General features: G+C 48.6%; 19 protein-coding genes. 4 read left to right on the top strand and 15 right to left on the bottom strand.

All coding sequences use genetic code 11. The annotated features are described in order from the left end of the window. Positions 1 to 69: 69 nt before the first annotated feature. The 4 genes from MKY85_RS01945 to MKY85_RS01930 all read right to left on the bottom strand — a co-directional run bounded on the left by MKY85_RS01945 (position 70) and on the right by MKY85_RS01930 (position 2774). Positions 70 to 726, bottom strand: coding sequence for an SGNH/GDSL hydrolase family protein (locus MKY85_RS01945; RefSeq protein WP_342571643.1), 657 nt, complete (start codon positions 724 to 726; stop codon positions 70 to 72). Positions 727 to 841: 115 nt separating this feature from the next. Beyond that, entirely contained in the window at positions 842 to 1639 is a 798-nt protein-coding gene (locus MKY85_RS01940; protein ID WP_342573247.1) for an NAD(P)-dependent oxidoreductase, read from the bottom strand. Between the two features lie 110 nt (positions 1640 to 1749). Beyond that, entirely contained in the window at positions 1750 to 2079 is a 330-nt protein-coding gene (locus MKY85_RS01935; protein ID WP_062837141.1) for an AzlD domain-containing protein, read from the bottom strand. Beyond that, positions 2070 to 2774 carry an AzlC family ABC transporter permease gene (locus tag MKY85_RS01930; protein ID WP_339242875.1) on the bottom strand — a complete coding sequence of 235 codons (705 nt, stop codon included), beginning with the start codon at positions 2772 to 2774 and terminating at the stop codon, positions 2070 to 2072. The genes MKY85_RS01935 and MKY85_RS01930 overlap by 10 nt, the downstream gene beginning before the upstream one ends. Positions 2775 to 3221: 447 nt before the next feature. Here MKY85_RS01930 and MKY85_RS01925 point away from each other — a divergent pair, with 447 nt between their 5' ends. Beyond that, positions 3222 to 5222 (top strand): methyl-accepting chemotaxis protein, encoded by a 2001-nt coding sequence (locus MKY85_RS01925; RefSeq protein ID WP_342571642.1) that lies wholly within the window; start codon positions 3222 to 3224, stop codon positions 5220 to 5222. Between the two features lie 134 nt (positions 5223 to 5356). Here MKY85_RS01925 and MKY85_RS01920 read toward each other — a convergent pair whose 3' ends face one another. Both MKY85_RS01920 and MKY85_RS01915 read right to left on the bottom strand, forming a co-directional pair. After that, positions 5357 to 6553 carry a DUF2087 domain-containing protein gene (locus tag MKY85_RS01920; protein WP_342571641.1) on the bottom strand — a complete coding sequence of 399 codons (1197 nt, stop codon included), beginning with the start codon at positions 6551 to 6553 and terminating at the stop codon, positions 5357 to 5359. 271 nt (positions 6554 to 6824) lie between these two features. Beyond that, the gene (locus MKY85_RS01915; RefSeq protein WP_342571640.1) at positions 6825 to 8798 is read right to left on the bottom strand and encodes a methyl-accepting chemotaxis protein; all 1974 of its coding nucleotides are present in this window, start codon (positions 8796 to 8798) and stop codon (positions 6825 to 6827) included. A 233-nt stretch (positions 8799 to 9031) separates the two neighbouring features. Here MKY85_RS01915 and MKY85_RS01910 point away from each other — a divergent pair, with 233 nt between their 5' ends. Continuing rightward, positions 9032 to 10465, top strand: a complete 1434-nt coding sequence (locus MKY85_RS01910) for a serine hydrolase (RefSeq protein ID WP_342571639.1) — start codon at positions 9032 to 9034, stop codon at positions 10463 to 10465. Between the two features lie 199 nt (positions 10466 to 10664). On the opposite strand, the gene nagZ is transcribed toward MKY85_RS01910, so the two are convergent. From nagZ to MKY85_RS01875, 7 genes are all read right to left on the bottom strand, one after another. After that, a complete protein-coding gene (nagZ, locus tag MKY85_RS01905) occupies positions 10665 to 12353 on the bottom strand; it encodes a beta-N-acetylhexosaminidase (RefSeq protein ID WP_342571638.1) in 1689 nt (562 codons plus the stop codon). 31 nt (positions 12354 to 12384) lie between these two features. Then, positions 12385 to 13581 carry a DUF1343 domain-containing protein gene (locus MKY85_RS01900; RefSeq protein ID WP_342571637.1) on the bottom strand — a complete coding sequence of 399 codons (1197 nt, stop codon included), beginning with the start codon at positions 13579 to 13581 and terminating at the stop codon, positions 12385 to 12387. Continuing rightward, on the bottom strand, positions 13581 to 14291 hold the full coding sequence (locus MKY85_RS01895; RefSeq protein ID WP_342571636.1) for a hypothetical protein: 711 nt from the start codon (positions 14289 to 14291) through the stop codon (positions 13581 to 13583). The genes MKY85_RS01900 and MKY85_RS01895 overlap by 1 nt, the downstream gene beginning before the upstream one ends. 48 nt (positions 14292 to 14339) lie before the next feature. Next, entirely contained in the window at positions 14340 to 15449 is a 1110-nt protein-coding gene (gene ugpC / locus MKY85_RS01890; RefSeq protein ID WP_339239168.1) for a sn-glycerol-3-phosphate ABC transporter ATP-binding protein UgpC, read from the bottom strand. A 272-nt stretch (positions 15450 to 15721) separates the two neighbouring features. Beyond that, a complete protein-coding gene (locus MKY85_RS01885) occupies positions 15722 to 16555 on the bottom strand; it encodes a carbohydrate ABC transporter permease (protein WP_105601619.1) in 834 nt (277 codons plus the stop codon). A gap of 83 nt (positions 16556 to 16638) precedes the next feature. After that, complete coding sequence (locus MKY85_RS01880; RefSeq protein ID WP_339239167.1) at positions 16639 to 17562, bottom strand: sugar ABC transporter permease; 924 nt, start codon at positions 17560 to 17562, stop codon at positions 16639 to 16641. Between the two features lie 55 nt (positions 17563 to 17617). Then, the gene (locus tag MKY85_RS01875) at positions 17618 to 18970 is read right to left on the bottom strand and encodes an extracellular solute-binding protein (protein ID WP_339258427.1); all 1353 of its coding nucleotides are present in this window, start codon (positions 18968 to 18970) and stop codon (positions 17618 to 17620) included. Between the two features lie 360 nt (positions 18971 to 19330). Between MKY85_RS01875 and MKY85_RS01870 the strand changes: the two genes are divergently transcribed. Next, a complete protein-coding gene (locus MKY85_RS01870) occupies positions 19331 to 20293 on the top strand; it encodes a BadF/BadG/BcrA/BcrD ATPase family protein (protein ID WP_342571635.1) in 963 nt (320 codons plus the stop codon). Between the two features lie 22 nt (positions 20294 to 20315). Further along, positions 20316 to 21221 carry an N-acetylmuramic acid 6-phosphate etherase gene (gene murQ / locus MKY85_RS01865; RefSeq protein WP_342571634.1) on the top strand — a complete coding sequence of 302 codons (906 nt, stop codon included), beginning with the start codon at positions 20316 to 20318 and terminating at the stop codon, positions 21219 to 21221. A gap of 152 nt (positions 21222 to 21373) precedes the next feature. On the opposite strand, the gene MKY85_RS01860 is transcribed toward murQ, so the two are convergent. After that, positions 21374 to 22213 carry a MurR/RpiR family transcriptional regulator gene (locus MKY85_RS01860; RefSeq protein ID WP_339242872.1) on the bottom strand — a complete coding sequence of 280 codons (840 nt, stop codon included), beginning with the start codon at positions 22211 to 22213 and terminating at the stop codon, positions 21374 to 21376. Positions 22214 to 22338: 125 nt separating this feature from the next. Continuing rightward, the gene (locus MKY85_RS01855) at positions 22339 to 23568 is read right to left on the bottom strand and encodes an anhydro-N-acetylmuramic acid kinase (protein ID WP_339258422.1); all 1230 of its coding nucleotides are present in this window, start codon (positions 23566 to 23568) and stop codon (positions 22339 to 22341) included. Positions 23569 to 23710 lie beyond the last annotated feature (142 nt).

Here is a 23710-nt window from a genome sequence, read left to right as displayed (position 1 = left end):
ATCTTATATCATCAAAGAATTTTGAAACCCTTTAATGCTGCTGTCCATATCGCAACTGTCCGTTGTTTGTTACACAATTGCAAGCGGAGAATTCTGTACAACAGACAACCATTGGCGTGCAATCAGCTCATGACCTGCCGCGGTTGGATGGACGCCATCCCATAACCAATACGCTGCATCCGCATGCTTCAGAGCATCATTAAACGTCTGCTGCAATGGCACCCACACCGCTCCGAATTCTTCAGCAAGACCTTGAGCCAGTTTCTGATATTGATCGATATACGCTTCCCAGGCATCCCATTTCTCAGCAGTCGCTCCGGTATTCAGGATAAACGGTTCCATCAAAACCAGCCCCGTATCCGGCATCACTTCCCGTGTTTCTTCAAGCAAATGGCGATATGCTCGTCCGAAACGATCCGTTACCCCGCTAGGTTCACCATTCATCGTGCGCCAAGCATCATTCACCCCAATCAGGATGCTGATCAGGTCCGGTTTTAGACTAATGGTATCCTCATTCCAGCGTGCGTACAGATCAGATGCCCGATTCCCGCTGATGCCTCTGTTATAGAAGATCTTATGTTTGCCCGCCAGTTCCATACCCAGTTTGCTGGAGATCAGATACGCATATCCGTGTCCGAGAAAATGATTCGGATCATCATTGCGTGATCTTCCCCCATCTGTAATCGAGTCTCCCTGAAACAATATAACGGATGGACTTGTACTCATGATTGAAATCGTTCCTTCCTCTTGTGCAAAATGGAAACACTAAACACCTCAGTCTCCATTTTATCCCTTTCGGCTATAATAGAAAATAGCGTTTTCATCACAAAGTGTGGTCTTCTTAAGAATCCTTCGGTTCTTTCTCCACATGGCCTCCGCCCTGAAAGGCGGTCTCATCCTGTTTATCGGGTACACCCCTAAGTTTTGCCTCTTCCCACAGCTCGGCCGCATCATCCTGTGGAATGTATCCAATCTTCTCCGCCAGATAATCAATATCATAATAGTTATCCGTATTCGCCGAGGTCCCATACAGATTCAAATACTTCATATCCGAATCCGCTTCAATACAACATTCAGCGAGCTGAACCATGTCCTTTGGCGAGATCCAGATGTGAGCCGATCGCTGCGAGTGCGGGTATGTATCACCAGAGAAGTTTCCAATCCGAATATTGAAGGAGGACAGATCATATTTGTCGACATAATAACGTCCCAGCAGTTCAATATAACATTTGCTAAGTCCGTAGAAGCTGTCCGGTCGGTACGGATCATCCACTTCAATATCCTCACCTGTAGGATAGAATCCTGTCGCATGATTGGAACTTGCAAAGATCACTCGCTGAACACCGTTCAACCGTGCTGCTTCATACACATGGTAGGCCCCGGTTACGTTGATCGGTAGAACTTTGCCCAGAAAATCTTCCTCATCCTTAGCCCATGCAATGTGCAGAACCGTGTGAACCCCTTTCATCAGTTCTTTCAGGTGTTCTCCATCTGTCACATCCATGGCTACAATGCCAGCTTCCTCATCCTCACGCAGATCCGCTGCAACGATATCATACGTACCCTTGGCTTTCAGCCCCTCCAACAGACTGCGACCAATGACTCCGGCAGCTCCCGTAATTAACAGCTTGCGCTTCAGTTTACTCATGAATCCAGCTCCCTTCGCTCAGATAGACTATCTATCCTTTATAGAACAGTATTAACCGATCAGGCGAAGGAATTACCGGATGTTATAATACAACCAAGCTATTATCCGATCCAGTATCGCAAGATCATCATAGCCACAATACCGACCAGTACGGTTCCAAGCAGACTGCGTGTCCAGATCGCTACTGCAATCGTCGGCAGGGAAGCCCACAGAGCTGCATTATGCGTAATCGGCACCAACTGGTTGTCCGACATGAACAGTTCCTGACCAATCAATGCTGCCATGACCGCTACGGGTACATACTCTAGCCAACGCAACAACCACATGGGAATCTGTATCTTGCTGAACAGCATCAGTGGCAGTACACGCGGGATAAATGTTAATAGCGCCGACCCCATAATAATCCAGAATACATCCCATCTTACTTCCATCGTTCCATGAACACTCCCAACGTTGCCGCAATGACCGCAGCCACAATGACACTCATGCTGCCTAGTGAAGCCATGCTGGCGAAGATTACACAGACCACAGCGATGATCGCCACATTGATATGTATTTTTTTGTTTTTACGATGCACCAATTGGAGTACAACCAGTCCAATAAACATCGCAGGCAGGGCATAATCCAGACCCAGTCGTTCCGGATTGGTGATCCAGCGTCCAAAGTACGCTCCCGCCATATTAGCCACGAACCAGTTCAGATATGCGGTAATATTCAGACCGTGCATCCACCGTTCGCTAAGCCTTTCCCTACCAATCGCCCGTGTCATCGCCACGCCGAAAGACTCATCCGTAAGCAATGAACCGATCCACATATTTTTAAGCGGGGTCAGATGCCGAAAATACGGTGATACAGCTGCGCTGAGTAGCAAATGACGAAGATTCACAAAAAATATGGTGAATATGATAGCTACCGCTGACCCATTCGATGCGAGCATGCCCGCCGCAATGAACTGGGCCGATCCTGCATATAGAATCAGGCTGAGCAGCGCCGTTTCCGCCAGACTCAGACCTGCGGTCATTTCAATGACACCCGCTGCAAAACCAATACTCAAATAACCAAGCAAGGTTGGGATACAATCTTTGACCCCCTGCATGAATGTAGCATGATCCTGGACCTCTTTCATGCTCTCCTGTCCAGATATCTGTAATGTACTTTGGTCCAACTGCGGTACAACCCCTCTCCAATTTTTGTCTCCATCAACCGATATATATGGATGTAGATCCATCTAGGTCCATTCTTCATGAAAACAACTTCTTTGTGTATTCAACATGATCAGTTACATGCCTTGTGGATTTCGCAATTTGCAAAATTTCATTTCACATTAATTTAGAAATATACCACAAGATGTGCATTAAGGGAGAGACAGATTCTTTTTTATAGAACAGATGTAATCCTAAATACCTATAAAATCGAAAAATATTTTCATAAAACTCATAAATAATGTTGAATAAACTCGAATTTTGTCATACGATAGCACCAGAAACATCTGGAAAGGATGGAATGAACTATCTTTTACCAGATTGACTTGTCCACCAGACATAGGGATGGGTTACACAGAGGGGGAATGTGTATGAAGAAGATTAATAAACAAAGGGCCAGAAGAACGCTGCAGATGAGAGAGAAACTGATTCTGTCATTTGCCATTGTTCTACTCATTCCCACAATCAGTCTGGGCATTATCTCGTTCCAAACCGCCGAGGCCAAGGTCGAAGAGAAAATGTATGAGAACGCAATTAGCAATGTTACTGTGCTCAACCAGACCATTGATCAGATCATTGGCGCAACACGTAAGAATGTTGATTTCTTGGCAAGTCAGCTGGATGCAGGCAATGTTGGACCGAACCAAGGTGACGAGACGGATACCATACGTACCTTGCTTGACGCGTATAAGGAAACCCATGATGACGTGGAACTTGCCTCCATCGGCACGGATCAAGGCGTGTATATTAACTCCCCTGTAACTGCGGTGAACAAAGAAGGATACGACCCGCGCGAACGCCCGTGGTATCAGGCTGCTACGCAGAACAAGGATGTCCCTACCGTAATCACCCCTTACATATCAAGCAATACCGGCAATGTTGTTGCTTCGGTAGCTCAGACCTCGGCAGATGGACACGGTGTCGTCTCTGTAAGTCTTTCGCTTGAGGCCCTCTCCCAGACGGTTAATTCCACAAAGATCGGTGAGAAGGGTTATGTCTATATCATTGATAATGCCAACAAAATCATTGTACATCCTACCGAAAAACCGGGAACCGAAGGAACCATGGAACCCTATAAAGATATTTTTGCACAGAAGAACGGAAGTCTGACTTATACGCTAAACGGAAACCAGGAACACGCCTTTTTCTCCACTAATGAAACGACAGGCTGGACCGTGGTCGGTGTCATTGATAGTGGTGAAGTAACGGCATCTGTCCGGCCTATCTTGTACACCACACTTATCGTTATTGCAATTGCGATCGCTGTAAGTTCCATCATTATTTTCTGGATTGTGCAATCCATCACCAAACCGCTGAACCGCTTGGTGAAGGCATCTGACGAGATTAGTAATGGTAACCTGACCATCGAGGTTGCTGTATTGGGACAGGATGAATTCGGCAAGCTGAGCACCAGTTTCAATAAGATGAGTGAATCCTTGCGAACCGTTATTCAGGACGTGCGACACACGGCTGACGAGTTAACCACCTCTTCCACACAGTTGGCAGTCAATTCATCCGAGACAACCAAAGCCACAGAGCAAGTTGCCCTGATCACGGAAGAATCTGCAGCTGGACTTGAGAAACAAACCAGCAGCCTGAAGCATACGGCACAGCAGATGAATGAGCTTGCTGGAGGTGTGGGGCAGGTAACGAACAGCACACAGCAAGTATCCGAAGCTGCCATGCAAGCAAGTGAGCTCGCGGATAAAGGGAATGCAACCATGCAGACGGCCGTATCCGAGATGAGTTCCGTTAGTCGCTTTGTACAAGGTATGGCGGATACTGCTGGACGACTTGGACAGCATTCCACATCCATTGGTGAGATGGTATCTGTCATTACAGATATCGCTGCACAAACCAATTTGCTTGCTCTCAATGCTTCTATTGAAGCGGCACGTGCAGGTGAGCATGGACGTGGCTTCTCCGTTGTTGCCAGCGAAGTTCGCAAGCTCGCAGAACAATCCAGCCTGTCCGGCCAGAAGATTGTAGAGATGGTTGGAGCGATTCAACAGGAGATTTCATTGGCCAATCACAATGTACAGATCGGGCAACAGGATGTAAGCAATGGCATTCGTGCTGTTCAGTTTGCAGATGAAGCTTTTGCCCAGATTAGTCAGGCTGTCGGGGTCGTCAATCATCAGCTTGAGAACATTGCAGCCGCCTCACAGCAGATGTCTGCAAGTACAGCCGAAGTAGTGCAATCCATTGATCAGATCCACGCGATATCTGAAACCAATGCCGATGGAACAGAGAACATCTCCGCTGCTACGGAGGAGCAAGTGGCTTCCATGCAGGAGATATCTTCCTCTGCTGATTCCCTTGCTCATCTGGCTCACAAGCTGCAGAAGCTGGTGGAACAATTCAAGCTGTAATCGTTATCGTGTAAAAGATTAGTTCAACTTATATAATAGGTAGTCTGTAACACCCAAAGCCCCTTTGCCATCATATTGGCAAAGGGGCTTTGGGTTACAATAGGTCAGGCATTTTAAAGAGGAACCTGTCCCGCTTATTCAGCAGATGGCTTTTTATCTCCGTGGTACCCTTGATCTCCATAGGGCTCTAACTGTTCAAACCAACGGTTCAGACATTTGGCGAGTGCATCTTTGGGATCGTAATATGGGTTATCATCTGGCTTCAATGTCTCCAAGACTTCGATCACAAACGCATTTTCTCCATATTCATTCCATTCAGCCTGCAACCTCCGATTCAGATGGCTACCCATCTGTAGCATAAACCGTTGTCCGTTAATGGTTTTCAAGTTAAGCGTGCTGTCGATATAGACTTTGTTGTTACGTTCATTCCGAATCTGGTAGACACCTGCTTCCGTTTTGACTTCCTTCGCCTGTTCCTGCAATTCTTTGCGACGATTCATCTTCTCCTGCTCCCCCTTTTCTTTGCGTTCCTGTTTTCCATCTCCGGCACTCTGTTCATCTGTGCGGCTTCCCAACCAATACTGACTGCCGTCTGACTCACGCTTGAGCAAACCATAGTCGATGAGATACCTCCGTATTTCCACGTAATCCTCATGAACTTCCTTCAGCAACTCATTGACCTGTTTTTCGGAATATTGGCGCTCTGGATCGAATCGTTTGGCTATCTCGGTGAGCACGATATATTTATGCTTTTGCTGCATATGAAACGTCGTCAGTGGACCGCCAGTACCCTCCGGAAAATATTTATTCAGCACCTTCTGCCGATCCTGTTCTGTAATATCAAATGAGCCAGGATGGATCGTATGCTCATGTCTTGTCACCGGTGACACCCATTCGGCTGGAGCCTGGGTATCCTTGCTTTTGAGAAGTTCCATTAATGCCAGGAATATCTTGGCCTGCCGTTCCTTCTCCTTCAATACAAACCGATGATTCCGGATTGTGGAGGCACTCCCAATACCCAGGGCCTTCTGTACTTCAGCATCCTTCTTGCCTTCATGAAACTGAGCCAGCAAACCACGCTGGACATCAGACAATCCGGTTACGCTTTTATCCAGCTCCAGCAAGTACTCAAATACTGACCCATGCACCTTTTCAATATGCACACGCATATAACGGGCTGCCTCATAGAGCACCCCTTCTTCGGGGTAGATAATCCCCGCTTCCGTCCTGTATCCACAGCAGACGCATACATAGACGGGACCTTCCTCCAGATAACCATGCTTGATCTCTTCCAATGAAGCGGTTTGCAACCAGGTTTCTGATGATTTCATGGTAAAACTCCTTTTATTGTCATGGTCATTTCAACCGAATAATATTTAACTTAATATATTTATGTTTGTTTATTTATAGACATATTATTATTTCGTTTGTAATATGTCAACATTTTTGAAAAAGAATCTGTGTTTAAAGACATCACGCGGTCACCCCTTGTTTAACAAAAAAAGACCGCAGGGTCGTAACCCTGCAGTCTCATCGCAGAAAGGGCATTTCAGCACCTTCCCTAAACATGTATCTTCACTTATTGTTCCAGTATCATCACTGTTACAACTTAAACCGTTCAATCATGCTTTGTAGATCTTCAGCCATACGTGACAATGCTGCCGAAGATGCTGCAACCTCTTCCATGGTGGCCAGTTGCTCTTGAGCTGCCGCCGATCCATCTTCCGTTCCAGAGGCAATTCTGTCCGACAGAACCATTGTATCACTTACCGCCTTGTTGATATGACTCATGCCGCCATCAATCTGACGGGAAGCGGCGGATACTTCTCCAGCTTGTGCAGCCACCAACTGAACCGCAGTACGAATGTTCTGGAATGCTTCGCCCGCTTCGGTAACCATCTGCGAACTCTTCACCATACCTTCTCCCGTACGGGCAAAGGTCGATTGCACTGCATTGGTTTTCTCCTGCATCTCGTGCATAAGCTCATTAATGCGCTCTGCTGAAGCGCCTGAACTGTGAGCCAATGTTTTCACTTCGTTGGCTACAACAGCGAATCCTCGTCCTTGCTCGCCAGCTCTTGAAGCTTCAATGGACGCATTCAATGCGAGGATGTTCGTCTGCTTGGCAATAGCCGTAATCTCGGCCACAATCACAAGAATCTCTTCATTTTTCGCGCGCAGATCCTCAATGACCACAGACATGGCCTTGCTCTCGTCATTCACCTGCTGAATATGGGTAACCGCTTCTTCCACGGTAACCATACCCGCTTCCGACTTGGTGGAAGCATCAAGAGCGATACGAGCGGTGTCCTCAGCACTGGATGAGATCTCTTTGACTCCAATGGACATTTCGCCAACGAGTTGGCCTGTAGCAGCGAGACTATTGTTCTGCAAAGTTGTTCCTGCAGCTGCATCCTGCATCATTTCAGCCACCTGCTCTGTAGCTTTGGATGTCTGCTCGGAACTTGCCATCAGCTCTTCAGAAGATGCCGCCAGCTGGCTTGAAGTATCATGCACCTCTCCAAGTACACTACGCAGTGAAGTCGTCATCATATCGAAGCTCTCTCCAAGCTGTCCGAACTCATCCTTGCGCTGCAAGCCTACACAAACGGTTAGGTCTCCTGCACTTACTTGCGATGCTGCCTGTGTTAGTTGTAGTAATGGCCGATGAATGCTGCGGATAATAAAAACAAGCAGAATCAACCCAATAACCATTGCAGATGCCACAATCGTAATTGCACGAATTAGAATAGGCATGACGGCTTCCGTTGCTTCCGAAGGAACCATCTCGCCAACAATTTTCCAGCCTGTCACCGGATTGGTGAAATACACTGCTTCCACTTCATGACCCTCATATGTATACTTCACGGTTCCACTGTCTTTCGTATACATCTCATTAATATAGCTTTCATCTGATTGTGTACCGGATTCTATATTGTAATGGAACAGGAACTTACCCCCGTTATCCAGCATGTACAACTTTCCTTCTTTACCGATGCGAATCTGATCAACGGATTCTTTCAGATGATTGAGACTGACATTGGCCCCGAATACCCCTTTGCCATCAGCCAGCTTGACCGCTGCGGTCACAACCCATTCACCCGTAGAAGCCGATTGGAAGGTATCCGAGATTACAGGTACATCCTGAGACATGCCCATCTTATACCATGAACGTTCACGAGGATCATAATTCTGTTCCTCGGATTGTGGGGATTTCATCCAGCTGCCATCTTCCGCACCTGCGGTGAGTACCCCCAATTCCTTATGACTCTGAGACATCCGATCCATCTGCCTTTGCAGCGCAGGGGATTGATTAATAATATCGTTTGAAGTCATACCCGCCGCCATCTGTGCCGCGTTATCCTTCTCCATTTCCAACATTTGATTTATCTGTAGACTAAGCATTTCCGTTTTGGCCTGAGCGGAACGAATAATTTCCTGCTTAACCTGGTCAGCAGCCTTTTGATAAGACAACCAACCGACGGTAATGCTCGGTACAATCAGGAACAGGAGTAATGCAGCGATCAGACGTTTTTTTACGGTTAAAGTAAACCAGTTTCGAATCCTTTTCTTCATTTAACTATCCCCCATCATAATCTTCACCCATCCTTTTATCGGACAATCGCTGTAAAAATATTATGTATATATACTAAATTGGTACAAATTTAATCTAAATAATCTGATCAGATGATATGAATTATATCCGTTAATCGTTTTGACCCTCCAGGCGAGATCGTTTACAATGCTCATAAGTTGTCTATTCATGAAACGATTGGAAGGGGAGGATTCACATCTTACGTAAGTCACACATGCAACAACCTGTTTCCACAGTATATTCATCCATGTTTCGTATCCTGTTAGCGTTCATCCTGTGCGCAGGCCCGATTCTGGGACAAGCCGGTATCACGGCAGCCGCAGCCCAGACAACGCAAGCAGTTCACATTGAAGTGAATGGTGAGCAGCAATCCTGGAGGAACGCACCACTTATCATCAAAGGCTCAACGTTTGTTCCATTGCGGGATGTCGTCACATCCGTTAAAGGCACCTTGAAATGGGATAATCACACCAAGACAGCTACCATTACCGTTGGCAGAGACAAGCTGGTGCATCAGGCTGGCAGTAATTCCATTAGGGTAAATCAGGTTGAACTTGCTACAGGTGTGAATTCACGTACCATTAACGGTACGTTGATGGTGCCTGTTCGGGCCATGGCCAATGCAATCAAGGCAGACATTAAGGTCCAACGAACAGCCACGGGTCAGATGAGCGTGAATATGGTCACGGATCAAGTCAGCCTGCTGAACAGCGAAGTTGCCAGCGTAGATACGTATCTGCGCGAGATCAACTATCCAGGTATGGCGCTGATTGCCCGCGATGGTGAAGTCCTGTTAAGACAAGGCTACGGCCTTGCCGATGAACAGACGCTGAATCGTCCGGATCAGAAGACCCGAATCGCATCGCTGAGCAAATCCTTCACGGCCGCGTCCATTCTGAGTCTCGTGGAGGAAGGTAAGATTAATGTGCAAGATCCAATCTCCAAGTATATCTCCGGCATTCCTAAGGGAGATCAGATCACACTGCATATGCTGCTATCCCAGACTTCAGGTCTGCCATCCGCATTTGGTCGGGGTGAAGGAACTTCCATGGAAGAGACTGTAGAAGAGATTCGCCACAAAACGCTGAAGTTTGAACCAGGCAGTGCATATCTATACAGCAACAGCGGGTATGTTCTGCTTGCATACGTCGTAGAACAGGTATCCGGCATGAGTTACGCCGATTATGTGCAGCAGACGATACTGAAGCCACTTGGCATGAAAAATTCGGGAGAGGCTTCCCGTAAAGTGCATACAATTAGTGGTTTTGTTCAACAAGATAACGCCTGGGTAACTGCTCCTTATTATGTTTCTCAATCCGGATCGGGCACCATCTATTCCACAGTAGACGATATGCTGAAATGGGACCGTGCACTGTATACGGACAAGATTCTAAGCCAGGATACGATTGAACAGATGTATGAGCCATACTCCGATAAAAACTATGGTTACGCCTGGATTCTCAAAGAGAACGGCAACAACCGTACCGTCTTCCACAACGGTAGTGGCGGCGGGTTCGCTACAGCCTTTTCACGTAATCTGTCCGATGATATCACGATTATCCTGCTTGGTAACCAAGCAGGTATGGACATGACTTCACTTTTGGATGAAGTTGAAACCAAGACAGCCCAAGCACTGCAATTGCAATAATGTATAATTATTTGTATACACATAACAAAGAGACGGTCCTATAAAGGATCGTCTCTTTGCGCTGTATATGTTTTCATTTCAACGACTCATACTTCCACTTCACTCAAACAATCTATTTCCCATCCTGCAAAAGGCAGAGCAACTCGTATTCTAATCATTGCCAGGAATCCATCCATCCGTTCGTTCGTTCAACATCCGTCTACTTTATCGTCACAGGAAGCTTCCCTGCAAAAGGAATGTGTCCCATCAGCGCCTGAGCAACGCTATCCATGGCAAGTGGCCGGCTCTCGTAAGCCGCTACATAGACTTGTGCACCCGGAATCGCGAGCAGATCATAGGGACTTCGCAATGCCACCACTGCCAATGGCTTGCCCAGTTGCTGCAACCAGCCGATCAGTCGACACTGTGGATCACCGGAAGGACTTCCCGCATTGTAGGTACCTACCACAATCTGTCGAACCCCATCCTCTTCCGCTGCTTGAAGCAGACGTGCGGAACGAATGGCAACTTCCTCGGGCGTAACCACCCGATCAACAACATCCAGACCATACTTGGATAAAGCTGAGCCCAAGGTGAACGTCTGACTCAGCTGTTCGTCTGCAATCGTCGTCACGGACGTGGCAACCGTTATGACCAGCGTACGTTCCGGCTTCAAAGGCAGCATATTCAGCTGATCGCGTACCAGCGTAATACTGTTCTCACTAATTCGGCGGGCAACCTCTTGGTGTAATGAACTGTTGCGCTCAGACGCGCCGGAATGTGAAAGATCCTTTGATGAATCCGGGGAGGACATATTTGAGAATGTACTAATCACTTCCTCATCGCCTGCACCGTGCAATTCATTCTCCAGCAACCCATGTTTCGCCTTGTACATCAGCAAGCGGGTCACTGATTCATCGATACGACTTTCGCTAATCCGTCCGCTCTCCACAGCTGCTAGCAACGCTTCAAATGCCTCTGCCTGAAGTTTGGCCGTATGGCTAATTAATACCATATCCGCTCCGGCCTCTACCGCCATCACAGCTGCATCGACCGTGCCATAGTTCACCGCAATGGCATCCATCTCCATACAATCTGTCACGATCATGCCCTCATAACCCAGTTCCTGGCGAAGCAGACCGCTTAATACGGTTTGGGATAGCGTTACGGGCAGACCTTCTGGCTCCAATGCAGGGAAATAAATATGCGCTGACATCATGGCATCGACACCTTCGGCGATGGCGGCGCGGAATGGAATCAACTCCAGGCGCTCTACCCGATCACGATCATGAGTGATGATCGGCAGGTCCAGATGAGAATCGGTGTCCGTATCCCCATGCCCCGGGAAGTGCTTGGCTGTCGCTGCAATCCCGGCGTCCTGTATTCCCGCAATGGTTCTGGCCCCATATTCTGCAACGGATTGTGGAGATTCACCAAATGATCGTACACCAATGACCGGATTGGCCGCATTATTGTTCACATCCAGTACTGGAGCAAAGTTCATATTAATGCCCATGGATTTCAGCTCCAACCCACTGATATATGCCGCCTGATACGCATCGTCGATGGAACCGGCAGCGGCGATGGCCATTTGTCCAGGCATCAGAGCGATTCCTTCAGTAATTCGAGCTACCATGCCACCTTCCTGATCAATGGATATCCAGAGCGGCACATGTCCGCTGCTTTTGACAATCTGTTGTAGCCCCGAAGATAACCGTTCTACCTGCTCTGGCGACTCTACGTTGCGCGCAAAATAGATCACGCCACCGATTGGATACTTTCTGAGAAAGGATTCCACATCGCCAGTAGCTTCAGTGCCATGGAAGCCACAAAGCAGCATTTGCCCAACTTTCTCACGCAAGGTCATCTGTTTCAGACGAGACTGGTATAACTTTTTTTGCCCAATCATTTCATGCCTCCCTCCGATAACCAACATCCGTTTATGGATATAACAAAAACGGCTTTCGCCGCTCCTTCCATTCTGCTGCCTGTACATTCCACGCTTCCATTAAACAAACGAATTCCGTACGGTCATGAATGGTCTCCCTGAGGACCTTCCCCCCTGCCAGGAGGTCGATAAAGTACCTCGAACCCGGCTCAGGCGGCTCCAGCCAGCAGAATTGCTCCGGATAGAGTGACACCAGTTCATGCAAAAGCACTAGCCCCGTCTCTACCGCCCGGAATTTCCTGCTGTCCGTTACAAAGATCCTTACGCCACCACACAGTTCACCTGTATGTTTGGAGAATGTTGGCGACATGTACACTGGATGCACATGCACACCTTCCAGCTTGTATTCCCGAAATCGTTCCGCCAAACGATCCCCCTCAACCCAGGGTGCCCCAATCCACTCGAATGGGCGGGTCGTGCCCCTGCCCTCCGATACATTCGTGCCTTCGAACAGGCACGTACCCGCATATACCCTCACACTGTCCAACGTGGGCATATTGGGAGAGGGCAGCATCCAGGGAAGCCCACAATCCGCAAACTCCATAGCGCGCTGCCATCCTTCCATGGCAACCACGTCCAATTCACAAGGTACATCCATCTCGCTGTTGACCATCAGGGCGAGTTCACCTACCGTCAATCCGGTACGTATAGGTACACGCCAGGCACCCACGAGTGATTCATACCCAGCGTTCAGCACACCGCCCTCCACGACGTCCCCTCCCAATGGATTGGGACGGTCCAGAATCAGCATTCGTTTGCCTGATCGAGCGCAGGCTTCCATCATATGGAACAAGGTTGAGGCATACGTGTAATAACGGACGCCCACATCCTGAATGTCAAACAGGACCGTATCGACTCCTTCCAGCATTGCAGGCGTCGGTCTCTTGTGATCCCCATACAGACTGAACACCGGAATGTCCAGACGTGGATGATGCATGTCTCCGAATCTGACACCCGCCTGAAGCTCTCCATCCAGTCCGTGCTCACAGGCATAGAGCGCTGTAAGCTCGGCATTAGCCAGTCCCGCGCACACATCTATGGTCGATACAAAATCCGCTGTAATTCCAGTCGGATTCGTAATTAGACCGATTCGAGCACCTGTTAACCATGGATGCGATAACCCTCTCGACAGAAGGTCAACTCCCGTTTTTACAGCCGGCATCTGCCCGGTTCCATTCATCTGGCTCATTACACATTCCCCTGGCTGATCCACCCTGTATGCTGGTGATCATTACCGCCTGTTACGACAGGTTCCTCTTCAGGCTCCAGCACATTGAGAGCCACCTTATGCTGATAAATAGCAAACATACCTCCAAACAGTGCTCCGAAACCAACAACAGTCAGCATCAGCAAAGCAGTCAGGCACATGGCCTGAAAACAGGCACTCATCGTGTACCCCGGGTGACGGAAGAACAGCTTTACACTTTCCCCCATCGCCTGAAGGATGCCCATGTTTTTTTGTAAAACAAGCTGCCAGGTATAGAACTGTGACATCACAGCCATGAGAACAAAGAACGTCTGGAATACGCCTACCGCTGTACCTGTAATCCCACCCTGTCCACCGTAATACCACCAGGTTGACCATAGAATGAAACCAAGTACTGCGAAAAGCACGCCCACTGATCCTCCCGGGATTATTCCCTTCACCGTTCCGAGCCAGATATCCTTAAGCCCATTGCGGCGTTCCTTGCGTTCCAGCCTGTGATGCATGGCATAACAGACCCCGAACAGGAGGGGCATATATATCAAGGCCAGAAGCATCACCGCAATCGGCAGCGGAGCAAACATCAGAATGGGAACCAATACGATGGAGCTAACGACACTGTACAGAGCCACTGAAATAATGTCCCGATAGATTTCTGCGCCCGACTTGACCAACACTTCACTCAGCTTACGCATTCTTTGTTCTCCCCTTTCTTACCGTTCCTCTTCACCCGGCCCGGTCTATTACTCCCGTCCAATCGCAAGCTCTGTCTCTGGATCGAAAAAGTGTGCCTTACGCAAGTCCAGCACAAAATTTTTGTCCATTCCTACATAAGCATGTGTTTCCGGGTGTACCTTGGCCGTAACCGTACGGGTACCGGAATGGAAATACACCAAATTCTCGGAGCCCAGATGCTCTACAACCTGAACCCGCGCCTGCAGCATATGGTCTGTCGGGATATTCGGAGCGACATCATCACCAAAAATATGCTCTGGGCGCAGCCCCATAATTACCGGCTTGCCTTGATAACTCTCAAGACGAGCAAGTACATCCGCTGGCAAAGTGAATGAGGCCCCCTCGATGACAACCTGTGTACCGTCAATCCGTGCATCAATAAAGTTCATTGCCGGGGAACCGATAAATCCGGCAACGAACATATTCCGCGGACTCGCATACAGTTCTTTCGGTGAAGCCACCTGCTGAATATCGCCATGATTCATAACCACGATGCGCTCTCCAAGTGTCATGGCCTCCACCTGATCATGCGTCACATACACAATCGTGGCACCAAGACGTTTATGCAGTTCTCCCAATTCCACTCGCATCTGCACCCGCAACTTGGCATCCAGATTGGACAGGGGCTCGTCGAATAAAAACACCTGCGGATCACGGACAATCGCCCGCCCCACTGCCACACGTTGGCGCTGACCACCAGACAGCTCACGTGGTTTGCGTTCCAGCATCGCTTCCAGTCCCAGAATGGAGGCCGCATTCTGTACCTGTTCATCAATATAGGACTTTGGCTTTTTCAGATTTTTCAGGCCAAAGGATAGATTTTCACGGATGGTCATATGCGGATAGAGTGCATAGTCCTGAAACACCATCGCGATATCCCGATCCTTCGGATGCAGATCGTTAACGAGCCGGTCACCAATCACAATATCACCGCTTGTTTGCTTTTCAAGTCCGGCAATCATCCGCAGTGACGTTGTCTTGCCACAGCCCGAAGGACCCACAAACACTACGAATTCCTTATCTTCTATAACAAAGTCCGAGCCGGCCACAGCCGTGAACGTTCCTTTATGATCGTCTTTGAATTCTTTGCGCACTTGGCGAAACTCCACGCGTGCCATAGGTAGATCCCCCTTTACGTTGTCGCTTGTCCTGAACTATATAAGTTCAACTAACGATTATTTACACTGGCACTCCGATGACAGAACAACCTTCCGATCGCTGTTACCCCCAGATTTCTTTAATTCCTTTATAGAAAGGGGAAATCCGGTGATAGCTTATGCTTCCGATGTAGCTTTCTTTTAGAAAGCTTTAAGGCGAACGCCTTCGCTTCTTCAGGTTATTTCTGTCCTCTCCGTTATTGTGTAAATGTCTAGTTGAACATATATAGGAATTAACCTTTTACCGCACCGATCGTAATGCCCTGAAGGAAGTAACGTTGCAGTGAGAAAAACAGAATGATCATGGGCAGCGCACCTATTGTTGCTCCCGCCATCATCGCACCGAAATCAGTTGATTCGGCAAACACGAACGAGGCCAGTCCCACTTGAATCGTACGCATCTCATTCGAATTGGTAATCAGGAACGGCCAGAAGAATTCGTTCCACGAAGCGACAAACGTGAAAATCGCCAGCACCGCGATCCCCGGCTTCGCCATCGGCAGGATCACTTTCCAGAAGATGCCGAACTCGCTGCATGCATCAATACGCGCCGCATGAATCAGTGATGTGGGCAGCGTGGACATGAACTGTTTCATTAGGAATATGTTCCCTACGCTGACGGCAGCAGGCAGAATAATAGCTGTATACGTATCCCCCAGATCAAACACATTGACCATCAGAATGTACAAAGGAATTAACGTCACCTGTGCTGGAATCATCATGGTCCCCAGAAGAGTCCAGAACACCGCCTGACTACCCGGAAACTTCAGTTTGGCAAATGCATATCCCGCCAGGGAGGCGAAGAATACATTAGTTACGGTCAGTATGATCGAGATGAGCAGCGAATTGTACAGCCAGCGCCAGGCATCGGTTTTGGCAAAAAAGCGCTCATATGGCGATAACGACAACTGCTCCGGGATCATCTGTGGTTTAAACGACGCCGACATCGCGCTATCCTGCACCGAACCGACGAGCATCCAGTACATCGGAATGACCGTCACCAGCGCCCAGACGACCAGCAGAATGGATGCAACAACGAGCAGTGTCTTTTTCTGTGTTGATTTCATGGATTTCATTCACCCCCGGATGCTTAATGCAACGTGCTCTAATCGTACGTGTTCAAAAAGGTCGGTTTTCAGTTGAACTACATCTAATACTCAATATCGCTGGAGAAATATTTGAACTGTATGACGGAAATGACAATGATGATAATCGCCAATACGAACGACTGTGCCGAAGCCAATCCAAATTCATAGAATTTGAATGCCGTCTCGTAGATCAGATAAGCGATCGTTGTTGTCGCAAAGTTTGGTCCACCCTGTGTCATCAGATATACCGAGATAAACACCTGGAAAGACGTGATCACACCTGTAACGAGCAGATACAGCGTTGTTGGTTTGAGTAGCGGCCATGTAATCTTGCTGAACTGGGTCCAGCCGCTGGCATGATCAATATCCGCCGCTTCGTACAGCGATTTCGGAATACCGCCCATGGCTGCCAGATACAGAATAATGCCCGCCCCGTGCGATCCGAGCCAGTTCATGAGAATGAGGGAAAAGAGTGCCGTTCCCGACTGGCCCAGCCAGATCACCGGGTCAAGGCCGAACAGGCTGAGGAAGCGGTTCAGCAGTCCCGAATCGGTTGGATCAAAGATCGCCAGCCATACAATGGAGATCGTTACCCCGGAGGCTACCGCAGGCAGATACATCGTAGCTTTGAAAAAAGTCTGCCATTTACTTTTCATCTGATAGATGAAATAGGACAGTACAAATGTAATGAGAATATTGACTGGGACTGTACCTACAGTGAAGATCACCGTATTTTTAATCGACTTCCAGAACGTCTCATCCTTCACCAGTCGCTCGTAGTTATCCAATCCAACCCACGTCGAATTCATAATGTTGTATTTCTGGAAGCTCATCACGAGAGCTGTTAGTACGGGATACAGTGTGAAAATGAGAAACAGCAGGACAGGCGCCAAAATGAACAAATACGCCCACCCGTAATCTCGCCAAAACCGGGCAGCCCGGGAAGTCCGGGGCGCAGACGGTTTTGGCGCAAGGGCGGTCTGCATGGCGAATCCTCCTCTCCTAATCAGTGTGGTTATACATTATGTTTGATTGTCCACGTTATTGTCCGAACATCTGCTGGCCTTTGTTCTTGAAGTCTTCTGCGATCTGCTCAGGTGTTTTCTCACCCGAGAACAGCGCCTGAATGTTAGGCTTCACTACTTGTTCCTTAAATTGTTTTTGCTGTGATGCTTTGTCGATATCCAGTTCCAGTACAACCGGCATCGCAATATCCTCTGCCATGACTTTCGCAGCAGCCAGATTATCGGCTTGACCAAGTTCTTTTCCTTTAAACAGATCCACCTGGGACTGTCTTACGAATGGGAGAGCCAATTCATTGGCGGAGTTCCCTGCTTTGGCGCCACTGAGCGCTTCCATCACCAGGAACGTATTTTTGGCATGCTGCTCGCCTTTGTCCTTCTTCTGTTTGAAGGCTACATACCCTTCGCCGCCCATCGTTGTTGCCGCAGGTTGATCATCGTTATGCGGTACAGGCAACAGGACAAAATCAATCTTTTCCCCCTGTACCTTGCCATCATCGATATCCTTGTTGCGGTTCTGAATCATCACATCATAATAAGGAATCGCTTTGGAGATGATCGCTGTTTCCCCTGCGTAGAACATATCCGTCCGTTTCGCTGGAGCGAGAGCTGCCGTTTCCTTCGGCATATACCCTTGATCCATCAGGTTTTTGATAAAAGAGAGAGTATCCAGAATGCGACCATCATTCCACTGGAACGTGCCGTCTTTATCAAGAACATCGATCATGCCGTTGTTCCTGGATAACAATTCAATGAAATCGAGCGAAGTACCATCCGTAACCAATGCATACTGCTTAGCCCCGCCATCGAGCGTTTTGGTCAATTTGGCTGCGGCATCGTTGAATTCGGACCAGGTCCAGCCATTTTGCTGAATCGATTTCCAGTCAATGCCCGCTTCCTCCAGGATCCGTTTGTTACCACCCCAAGCCCATTGGAATTGATATAAAGGCAGTCCATATTGTTTCCCCTGAATCTGGCCTAACTCAAGCGTTCCTGGCAGATAATCGTCCTTGATCTCAGGTGTCAGGTAGCTGTCCAGCTCAAGTGCCAATCCTGTATTCACATACGTGCCGTCTACACTATGAAAGTAAAGATCCGGCGGGTTCCCGGCATTCAGAGCGACATCGAATTTTTTGGGCCCTTCCGCCCAGGAGAGCATTTCCGTCTTCACGGTAATGTTCGGGTGTTCCTTATTGAAATCAACGATTAGATCCTTCAGTTCATCTTCATATGTTCCATGTACTGGATACGTCCATACGGTCACCGTATCTTCTGCATTGGGATCATCTGAAGCAGCGCCCCCGCTATTCCCGCAGGCAGTAACCATGACCATCATCAACAACATTGCCCACACTAGACCCTTCTTTTTCATCCCTTCATCTCCTTCGCGTGTCGTCTCCCGATAATTGCATTGCCTAACCGTGCTACCCCTTTTGAAATCATCCATCCTTAAACGGCTTAACAGACTATTGAGCGTGGCAGTAAGGAAAATGCACCTCCCTTATGGATTAGACCTGAACGTACGCAGGATTAATCTCTTAAATGCAATATAACGTCAACTTAGTTGACATTAACAGTATTAATTCCTTCCAAAATTGTAGATTGAGTTCATTATATGAGCTCTGAAATAAAAATTCAACATTATTTTTTAATATAAAATTTAATTTTACTTTTTCATTTTATGCCTCTATACTATGTAAAAAGAAAACTCAAGCAATCGAGGTGAGCCACTTTGCGAGTATATGTTGGCGTAGATGGAGGCGGTACCAATACTGATGCAGCAATCATTTCTGAATCTGGCGAGATTCTCGCCCGGCTCAGCGGAGGTCCCACGAATCCTCACAGCGTACCCCTGGAACAGGCCCTTTCCGAACTGCAACGAGTGCTGGAACAGCTATTCAATCTAAAAAGTGATCTATCGACAAATTGTGAAGGTATATGCCTCGGTATGTCAGGTGTAGATACCGTGCAAGAACGGCAACTTATAGCCGACGCAGTAAATAACTATATGAAGAGTCGTAACCGACAGGGATCAGAAAGCTGCCCTGTCTGGGTTGTATCCGAAGGAGAGATTGCCCTGATGGCCTCTCTCGGACATACTCACGGTGTATTGTGCATCTCTGGAACAGGGTCCATCGTGTACGGATTCACGCTAGAAGGAGAACGATACCGTGCAGGAGGCTGGGGTCATCTGCTAGGAGATGAAGGGAGCGGCTATCGTATTGGACAACGTGCACTCCAAGTGGTCATGCAGAGCTATGATGGTGTTCTTCCTCCAACCCGTTTAACCCCGCTTCTTCTAAAGAAACTGAACCTTCGGGATATATCGGAGCTAAAGTCGCTGGTCTATCAGACGAATTGGGGCAAAAGCAAGACAGCATCCATCGCCCGCCTTGCTGTAGAGGCAGCTGAATCTGGAGACGAGGCTGCCCAGGCACTGATCATCGATGAGGCCGCACAATTGGCGGATACCGCCAAAGCGCTGATTGCCCGTCATCCCGAATTTGCATCTACTCAGGTTGTCCTGTCCGGGTCGCTGTTTCGATATGCAGCCCTTTTCCGAAATACATTTATCCAGAAGTTATCGGGATATTATGGAGAGTTGGAATTTGTATATCGTGAAGATGCCCCTGCTCCATCGGTAGGTGCAGCACTACTGGCAAGAAGATGCCGTTCCCTGAATGTATCATTCTAAAAGAGAGAAGGAGGCCGTACAGATGAATCACATGCTGAACTCATTAGTAACGGAACAACCCAATCCACTAACGGATCATATAGATGAGATGCCATCGGCAGAAATTATGGAACTGATCAATAAGGAAGATCAACGGATTGCAGAGCTTATTCAGCCCCTGATTCCGGTCATTGCCCAAGCGGCGGATCGGATCTTGGAGGCCTTTCAGTCTGGCGGCAGGCTATTCTATGTAGGTGCAGGCACCAGTGGACGATTGGGGATACTTGATGCTTCGGAATGTCCGCCTACCTACGGAACCCCTCCCTCCATGGTGCAGGGTATTATTGCAGGGGGATTCCGGGCAGTGAAGGACCCCGTTGAAGGTGCTGAAGATAGTGAGGAATTGGGAGCGGCGGACCTTGATGAACATGGATTAGACAAAAACGATGTCGTGGTTGGCATTGCAGCCAGTGGGCGAACGCCGTATGTGCTGGGTGCGATGAGACACGCCAGGGAGATCGGAGCTACGGTGATCAGCCTGAGTAACAACGCAGGTACGCCGATGACCCTTTTGGCTGATGTGAGCATCGAGGCCGTTGTCGGCCCAGAGGTTGTCATGGGATCAACACGTATGAAGGCAGGCAGCGCCCAGAAAATGATACTGAATATGCTCACCACTACTGCCATGATTCGTCTGGGCAAGGTTTACCGTAATTTCATGGTCGATCTGAATCCTTCGAACGAAAAGCTTGTCCATCGGGCCAAACGCATGATCCATCTGGCAACCGGAGCGAATGAGGCAGATATTGAACAGGCCTTTGCCGGTGCAGACGGTCATGTAAAAACGGCAATCGTCATGCTGATGGCTGGTGTGGATGCGGTGGAAGCACAGCGAAGACTGGATCTGGCTGACGGATTTGTCCGCAGCGCCATTGCCGGTCCTTCCTGAACCAAGCAGGGCGCATCGTCCTTGAAGTTGAAAGAGCCTGACATCAGTCTGGGCTCTTTTTGGGCTTTTTTTATACGAAAAGCAGATATTATTGGCATCAAAAAAATCCCCTCCTGTATGATAAACAGAAAGGGGATTCATATGATTCTACTTCATTTATGCTCCAGAATAGCCTGCCGGCTCTTCTCCAAATATTCCACCGACTGGTTATAGTCGCGACTGGCAATCGCCAGATACAAAATGTCGATCACGTTCAACTGGGCAATCCGTGACGATGTTGCTCCACTCCGAATATCACTTTCGGTGGACGTAATCATCAGAGGCACATCCGCCATACTGCTGAGTGTATTGCTGCCCCACTTGGTAATACTGATTGTCGCTGCACCGCCTTCGTGAGCATGCTTCAGACAGGAGATTACATTCGATGTCTCTCCTGAATACGAGATACATACCACCGCGTCATCTTCGCGGAGCGTCGTTGCGGACGAAATCTGCATATGTGGATCGGCAAACGAAAAGCTTGTGCGATTGATTCGCATGAACTTGTAATGTGCATCCAGCGCAATCAGGTTCGAGGCCCCTACCCCATAGAAAAAAATCCGGTTTGCCCGATGAAGCACGTCCACAGCCTTTTCCACCAGACGTGGGTCCAGAATATGAACCGTATCCTTCACTGACTGAATATTATTTGCGGACACATGCTGAATAATGCTCTCCATGGAGTCCTGGGGACGAATCTCCGTATAATTATATTGCTCATCCGTCTGTAAATCTCCAGCAATCTTAAGCTTCAGTTCCTGGAAACCCGCTACCCCGAGCGATTTGCAGAGACGAATAATAGCTGCCGGGCTGCCCCCGCTACGTTCGGATAACTGTGCCACCGAGGACTGGACGGTTTCTTGTGGGTGATCGAGAATATAAGCTCCGATCTTCCGCTCCGATGGGGTCAGGTCATCCATTAATGCGCGTAAACGTACAAGTCCACCTTTCATGCTCTCCATTCGCTCCTCCTTTCCATACTGCATTCATGTACAAGCATTTTATCTTATAATTTCACTCGCGTCTAATTGAATTGCATGTCTTTCCCTAACTGAACTCCATTCGAAGTCAGGTCTCACTAGAGCGTCAGGTTGCCCGAGATTACGGCGTGTCTCGCACCAGTTACTGCCGGGAGTGTATTGGTTCTGCCCATAAGTGCCTCATGGCCAAGTAAAGCAAATCCAATGGCTTCCCGAGCATCATCCGGTATGCCGTAATCTGCTGTTCGTTCCAAACGGATCTCCTTTGGAAGTCTATGACGGATCATCTCCATTAAGGTGGCATTTGAAGTGCCACCACCGCAGGCGAGCATGGCCGATATGTGCACTTTGGGCAGGATAAAATCCTTCACTGCACGTACGATGGTCTCCGCGGTCAGACAGGTGGCAGTAGCCAGCGTATCTTCCAGCGTTAAGGAACGTGCTGCGGCCATCTCCATCAGTCTCACTGCATACGCGGCGCCATATACTTCCCGCCCGGTACTTTTCGGCGGGAGTCGTTTGAAATACTCATCCTCCAAACACAGGTCTACCAGACCCTGATCGACCTTCCCCTGGGCGGCAATGCTTCCACTCGGATCATAATGCTGCCGCCCGTCCGTTGCCTGCCGCACAATGGCATCCATCACCATATTGCCCGGTCCCGTATCAAAAGCCGAAATACCTTCGGTAGATGACTCGCATGGAAGCACCGTTACATTTCCAATGCCGCCGATATTCTGCACCAGCCGCCCTTCCGTCGGACTGCGGAACATCAGAGCATCCGCATAAGGCGTAAGCGGAGCACCCTCCCCACCAGCCGCCATATCCCTTGCTCGCAGATTGCCAATCACTGGCAGTCCTGTCCGTTCTCGAACGACCGCACATTCACCGATCTGCAATGTCGATACCACATCAATACTTGCTCCCGATGGACCTGGAAACGCAGATGCTACAGGAGCATGCCATACCGTCTGTCCATGCATGCTAATCACATCCACCTGCTGCGTTGAGATACCGGCGGACTGCATCAATTCCGTAACACTATGCGCATACCACTCCGATACACCAAAATGCGCGGCTGTCAGCTCGTCGACACGAGCAGTCCCCGGTGAACATAACCGGATCAGTACGTCTCTTAATTCATTCGAATACGGCACACAGACGAAATCAACCAGCTCGATCTCCTGTAATGCACCGCTCATATCGGTTTGAATACGCACCAGCGCTGCATCCGTTCCGTCCAGAGATGTCCCTGACATTAGTCCGATGACCAGATGCTCCTGCTTCAAACGATACTTCTCCCACATCGGATAGCTGCCTGTATCCATCCATTTCCAACCTCCTGCAAGACCCGATGATCACGTCATCTGCCAACATTTTACCCAGTATATGATATAAAATTTCACAAGTCAAACTATATGTGAAATTAAATTACATACGATAAAGGTTAACCACTCTCTATGTATCTTT

The sequence above is a fragment of the Paenibacillus sp. FSL R5-0749 genome (genome assembly GCF_038595085.1).
In the GTDB taxonomy this organism is placed as follows: domain Bacteria; phylum Bacillota; class Bacilli; order Paenibacillales; family Paenibacillaceae; genus Paenibacillus.
This window is presented reverse-complemented; position numbering and strand designations above follow the sequence as displayed.

Excerpts from the sequence above, each read along its gene's own strand:
- MKY85_RS01910 (WP_342571639.1), top strand. The coding sequence starts at position 9,032 with ATGCAACAACCTGTTTCCACAGTATATTCATCCATGTTTCGTATCCTG.
- MKY85_RS01895 (WP_342571636.1), bottom strand. The coding sequence starts at position 14,291 with ATGCGTAAGCTGAGTGAAGTGTTGGTCAAGTCGGGCGCAGAAATCTAT.
- MKY85_RS01875 (WP_339258427.1), bottom strand. The coding sequence starts at position 18,970 with ATGAAAAAGAAGGGTCTAGTGTGGGCAATGTTGTTGATGATGGTCATG.
- MKY85_RS01915 (WP_342571640.1), bottom strand. The coding sequence starts at position 8,798 with ATGAAGAAAAGGATTCGAAACTGGTTTACTTTAACCGTAAAAAAACGT.
- MKY85_RS01885 (WP_105601619.1), bottom strand. The coding sequence starts at position 16,555 with ATGAAATCAACACAGAAAAAGACACTGCTCGTTGTTGCATCCATTCTG.
- MKY85_RS01855 (WP_339258422.1), bottom strand. The coding sequence starts at position 23,568 with ATGGATACAGGCAGCTATCCGATGTGGGAGAAGTATCGTTTGAAGCAG.
- ugpC (WP_339239168.1), bottom strand. The coding sequence starts at position 15,449 with ATGGCACGCGTGGAGTTTCGCCAAGTGCGCAAAGAATTCAAAGACGAT.
- MKY85_RS01930 (WP_339242875.1), bottom strand. The coding sequence starts at position 2,774 with ATGAAAGAGGTCCAGGATCATGCTACATTCATGCAGGGGGTCAAAGAT.
- MKY85_RS01935 (WP_062837141.1), bottom strand. The coding sequence starts at position 2,079 with ATGGAAGTAAGATGGGATGTATTCTGGATTATTATGGGGTCGGCGCTA.
- MKY85_RS01920 (WP_342571641.1), bottom strand. The coding sequence starts at position 6,553 with ATGAAATCATCAGAAACCTGGTTGCAAACCGCTTCATTGGAAGAGATC.
- nagZ (WP_342571638.1), bottom strand. The coding sequence starts at position 12,353 with ATGATTGGGCAAAAAAAGTTATACCAGTCTCGTCTGAAACAGATGACC.
- MKY85_RS01860 (WP_339242872.1), bottom strand. The coding sequence starts at position 22,213 with ATGAAAGGTGGACTTGTACGTTTACGCGCATTAATGGATGACCTGACC.
- MKY85_RS01900 (WP_342571637.1), bottom strand. The coding sequence starts at position 13,581 with ATGAGCCAGATGAATGGAACCGGGCAGATGCCGGCTGTAAAAACGGGA.
- murQ (WP_342571634.1), top strand. The coding sequence starts at position 20,316 with ATGAATCACATGCTGAACTCATTAGTAACGGAACAACCCAATCCACTA.
- MKY85_RS01880 (WP_339239167.1), bottom strand. The coding sequence starts at position 17,562 with ATGCAGACCGCCCTTGCGCCAAAACCGTCTGCGCCCCGGACTTCCCGG.
- MKY85_RS01945 (WP_342571643.1), bottom strand. The coding sequence starts at position 726 with ATGAGTACAAGTCCATCCGTTATATTGTTTCAGGGAGACTCGATTACA.
- MKY85_RS01925 (WP_342571642.1), top strand. The coding sequence starts at position 3,222 with ATGAAGAAGATTAATAAACAAAGGGCCAGAAGAACGCTGCAGATGAGA.